The 3705-nt window shown below is 57.4% G+C and carries 3 protein-coding genes; all 3 read right to left on the bottom strand.

Annotation, left to right across the window (positions count from 1 at the left end; translation table 11 throughout):
* Positions 1-201: 201 nt before the first annotated feature.
* Genes BMX55_RS15965 through BMX55_RS15955 form a run of 3 tightly spaced genes read right to left on the bottom strand, consistent with a single transcriptional unit; the run spans position 202 to position 3383 of the window.
* Entirely contained in the window at positions 202-1173 is a 972-nt protein-coding gene (locus BMX55_RS15965; protein WP_091459416.1) for an ExeA family protein, read from the bottom strand.
* The gene (locus tag BMX55_RS15960; protein ID WP_218144527.1) at positions 1163-2803 is read right to left on the bottom strand and encodes a DDE-type integrase/transposase/recombinase; all 1641 of its coding nucleotides are present in this window, start codon (positions 2801-2803) and stop codon (positions 1163-1165) included. The genes BMX55_RS15965 and BMX55_RS15960 overlap by 11 nt, the downstream gene beginning before the upstream one ends.
* Positions 2804-2807: 4 nt before the next feature.
* The gene (locus tag BMX55_RS15955; protein WP_091459412.1) at positions 2808-3383 is read right to left on the bottom strand and encodes a recombinase family protein; all 576 of its coding nucleotides are present in this window, start codon (positions 3381-3383) and stop codon (positions 2808-2810) included.
* Positions 3384-3705: the final 322 nt, after the last annotated feature.

Genomic DNA, 3705 nt, shown 5'->3' with positions numbered 1-3705 from the left:
TGTAGGGACTTGCATTTGAAAAGCGTCAGGCCTGCATTCAGCGCATTTCTGGGCCAACATTAACTGCGTCTATCAGCGCCCTCAGGCCAGCATTAAGTGCAACTGAACTTGCGTTTGACGGCGCAGGCCTGCATTGCATGGCCGCCGGCCAACATTAAGTGCAACTACCGAGCCTTCACCAACCCGCCTTGAACGCCTCCTTTAAATCGGCAGTCCAGCCATCTGAAGCTCTGCACGCAGCTCGGCTGTGCGTGTGGGATCGAGCTGGTTGGCGAACAGGGCTTTGATTTCAGCCGGCTTGGCGTTGAACTGCTCCACCAAGTCCTTGATGCGGTAGCCGTGGCGCGTCAAGGTAGGCTCCAGATCGTCAATTTTGCGCATCAGCACCGACTCCACCAGTTCGGCAGTGACCGGCGTGACCCCTGCCTGATACCCTGCATCGAGCGTAAAGCTCAGGTGCTGCTGGATTTGCAGAGGCGTGCGCAGGCGTGTCGCCAACGAGTCGATGGCTTCTGGCGTCAGAATTTCACCGATGTCACGCTTATCGGCAGTGCATTCCCGCAGCAGCCAATGGATGTACTCGCGCTGACTGCCCGCAATGCCATCCAGGTTGAACACATCGGTTCGGTAGCCGATCTCCTCCATGGTCGGTTTTCGCAAATCGTTGCGTAGCTTGGGGTGACCGGACAAAACTACAGACAGCCTGCCACCGCCATCCTCGATGACTTCCATCAAGCGCTTGAGGCCTGTCAGCGTATGACCATTGAGATCATGCGCCTCATCTACGAACAGGGCCACGGGGCGCTTGCCTTTTTTGACCAACTCCTGCAATTCACGCTCGCGGCGCTCACCTTGCTTGGGAATTTGCACCTGCTTGTCGCTGGCTAGGTCGTAGTACAGTGCAGAAATCAGTGTGGCCAGCTTGATGCTGTGCTTTTCCACCGACAGCGACTTGGACACCGTAATGCGGTTTTCTTCCTTCAATTGCTGCTGCAAGCGCCGCATGGTTACGGTTTTACCACTGCCCACAATGCCACAAACTGCGATCAGCTTGCCCTCGTGAATGGCAGATTTCACATCCTTGAGTAGTTCTTTGTGGTGGGCCGTTTCGTAGTAGCCCGCCTGACTGAGCGGCTGCGTCAGTCCGTAATGCTCCATGACTTCAACCCGCATACTCTTCCCCTGGTTTTTTGTTGCGAAAGTGATTTCGTATCTGCGTGAGCACGGCGCTGCGCACCAGTGTCTGGGCCAGCACCTGGTCAATGAAGGTGCGCTCGTTGGCTGACAGCTTGGCCAGCGGTCGGGCCAAGTCGGCTGCAATATCGAGTTTGGCTGCGATGGCACTTGGGTACTGGTATTCCAATGCCTGCGCATCAAATGGCTGTTTGGGAATGTTGATCGGTGCTATCGCTGACGGCACCAGGCGGACATCGTTGCCAGCGAGTGCGGAGATCGGCAGGCCAAGCTGGTCAGCCAGCGTCCGGATCTGGTCGGCGCGCTCATCGGTCTTGCTGCGCTTGAAGGCTCGGTAGCGGTGCAGCGGTATTGGGCCGGAAACCGGACGGTACGGCCCGGTACGTACCGCCTCGAACTCGACATACAGCTCAGTGTCGAACAGGCCCCACAGCAAAATGACGGTTTCACCGGCCATATCAGGCAGCACCTCGTACTGGGTGCCTTCAATGGTTATCCGCGCATCTGCGCCAACCTTGCGCCGCTCCGGTTCGCGGGCGAAGCGGCAGAACTGCTCCCATGCACACATTTCGCGGATGCCGTCCTCTGGCAAATTGGCCAGCCAGTCGTCCATACGCGAATGGGACTCGTGGCGGTGGCACTGCTGGTTGTAGGTGTGCACCAAGTAGTGGGTAAACCATTCGTTGGCTTGCTGTTCTGTTTGCGGCGCGTGGAAGTGGTACAGCGCTTCGTGTGCCTCCTTGACGGTGCGAAAGGGCCGCTCCACTTTGCCTTTGGAGCGCGCAGTGACCCGCTGGCCATCCTTGCCGGCTGGAATGTGTGTCTTCCAGTCAATGTCCAGCGCATGCATGACGTTCTGAAACACCCGACTCTTGGCGACGGGGCCGTTGTCGAGGTAGAGAAACTTTGGTCTGCCTTGGATCAGGAATGCGGGATCTGCCTTTGGTGCCATGGCATTGAACAGAAATCGCAAGGCCGATTCGGCATCTTCACCGTAAACGCAGCGGTACTCCATGTAAGCCACGCCACTGCGGTCATCAACCACACTGAACAGCATCAGGGTGGGCCGGCCTTTGGAGGGATCAATCCAGCTGGGTGCCTCGATGTACTTGAGGTCTGACGGTGACATGTCGAACTGCCAGCAGTCGTTGCTGTGCTCGGCTTGAAAGCGCACGGCAGGCGGCTGCCGGTACAGCCGTGGCTGATCGAGGTGGAGCTGGCTCAGGTACGCGTCCACGGTAGATTTGTGCAGCAGGTCTTTGGGCACTTTGACCAAGCCTTGCGGTGTTTCTATGCCGTGCTCTTCCAGCAGCTGAATCACCCGTTTTGTGGAAACGTGGCGCCCTTGATTATTGGTGGTGCGCAGTTTGACTGCGGCAATGATTTCGCAGTAATGCTTGAGCTGCGCCAGAGGAAGCACACGCGGTTTTCCATGATCGGCGCGGTGGGTCAGACGTGGTTTGCGTAAATCCTTAAGCGTTCGGTAAACCGTTGTTGGTGAAACCCCATACAGCTCGGCGAATGCGGCAACCTGCCTTGCTCGCTCGGAGCTTTTGCGTGGCAGATGATCAAGGCGCTGGCGCAGCTGCAGCACGGAATCGGCAGGAATCTCCTTACGCCGACTCGAGCACACGGCTGTCTGCCTCGGTGATGTAGTTGTACAGCGTTGAACGACCCACCCCCATCATTCGGCAGATTTCTGCAATGGTGTGCTTGCGCTCCCGGTAAAGGCGCAAGGCAACTTCCCGTTTGGCTGGGTCAAGGCGCGTCTTGCGCCCGCCTTTGCGCCCACGTGCCCTGGCAGCCGACAAACCCGCCTGAGTACGTTCGCGAATCAGATTGCGCTCAAATTCGGCCAGTGCGCCGAAGAGGTGAAACACCAAGCGCCCACCGATGGAAACCGTGTCGATGTTTTCTTGTACGCTGCGCAGGCCAACCCCCGTAGCATCAAGCCTCTCTACCAGCCCGATCAAGTCTTTGAGGGAGCGCCCCAACCGATCCAGCCGCCAGATAACGACGGTATCGCCCTTGCGCAGGGATGCCAGCAAAGCCGCTAGGCCAGTACGCTCAGTCTTGCTACCGCTGGCCGTGTCCTCAAACACACGCTCGCACCCGGCCTTGAGCAGTGCATCGCGTTGCAGGTCAAGGTTTTGGTCATCGGTCGAGATACGGGCGTAGCCAAGAATCATGGATCGTCCAACTGGTGCGTTGAAATTTATTGTAGACGGATGTTGATAAATGGAAAGGGTTTTTGGACGATCTAGAGGCTGATTTCGCAGCATCAGCCTGATCAGGGTCAACCGTCCAGAAATCGAAGGTTTGCTGGATGGTGCCCAAGCCCGGTCAGTTGCACTTAATGTTGGCCGGCGGCCATGCAATGCAGGCCTGCACCGTCAAACGCAAGTTCAGTTGCACTTAATGCTGGCCTGAGGGCGCTGATAGACGCAGTTAATGTTGGCCCAAAAATGCGCTGAATGCAGGCCTGACGCTTTTCAAATGCAAGTCCCTACA

The sequence above is a fragment of the Giesbergeria anulus genome (assembly GCF_900111115.1).
Taxonomy (GTDB): Bacteria; Pseudomonadota; Gammaproteobacteria; order Burkholderiales; family Burkholderiaceae_C; genus Simplicispira; species Simplicispira anulus.
This window is presented reverse-complemented; position numbering and strand designations above follow the sequence as displayed.

What these genes read in the sequence shown, in the direction of transcription:
- BMX55_RS15965 (WP_091459416.1), bottom strand. Translation starts at nt 1,173, where the DNA reads ATGCGGGTTGAAGTCATGGAGCATTACGGACTGACGCAGCCGCTCAGT.
- BMX55_RS15955 (WP_091459412.1), bottom strand. Translation starts at nt 3,383, where the DNA reads ATGATTCTTGGCTACGCCCGTATCTCGACCGATGACCAAAACCTTGAC.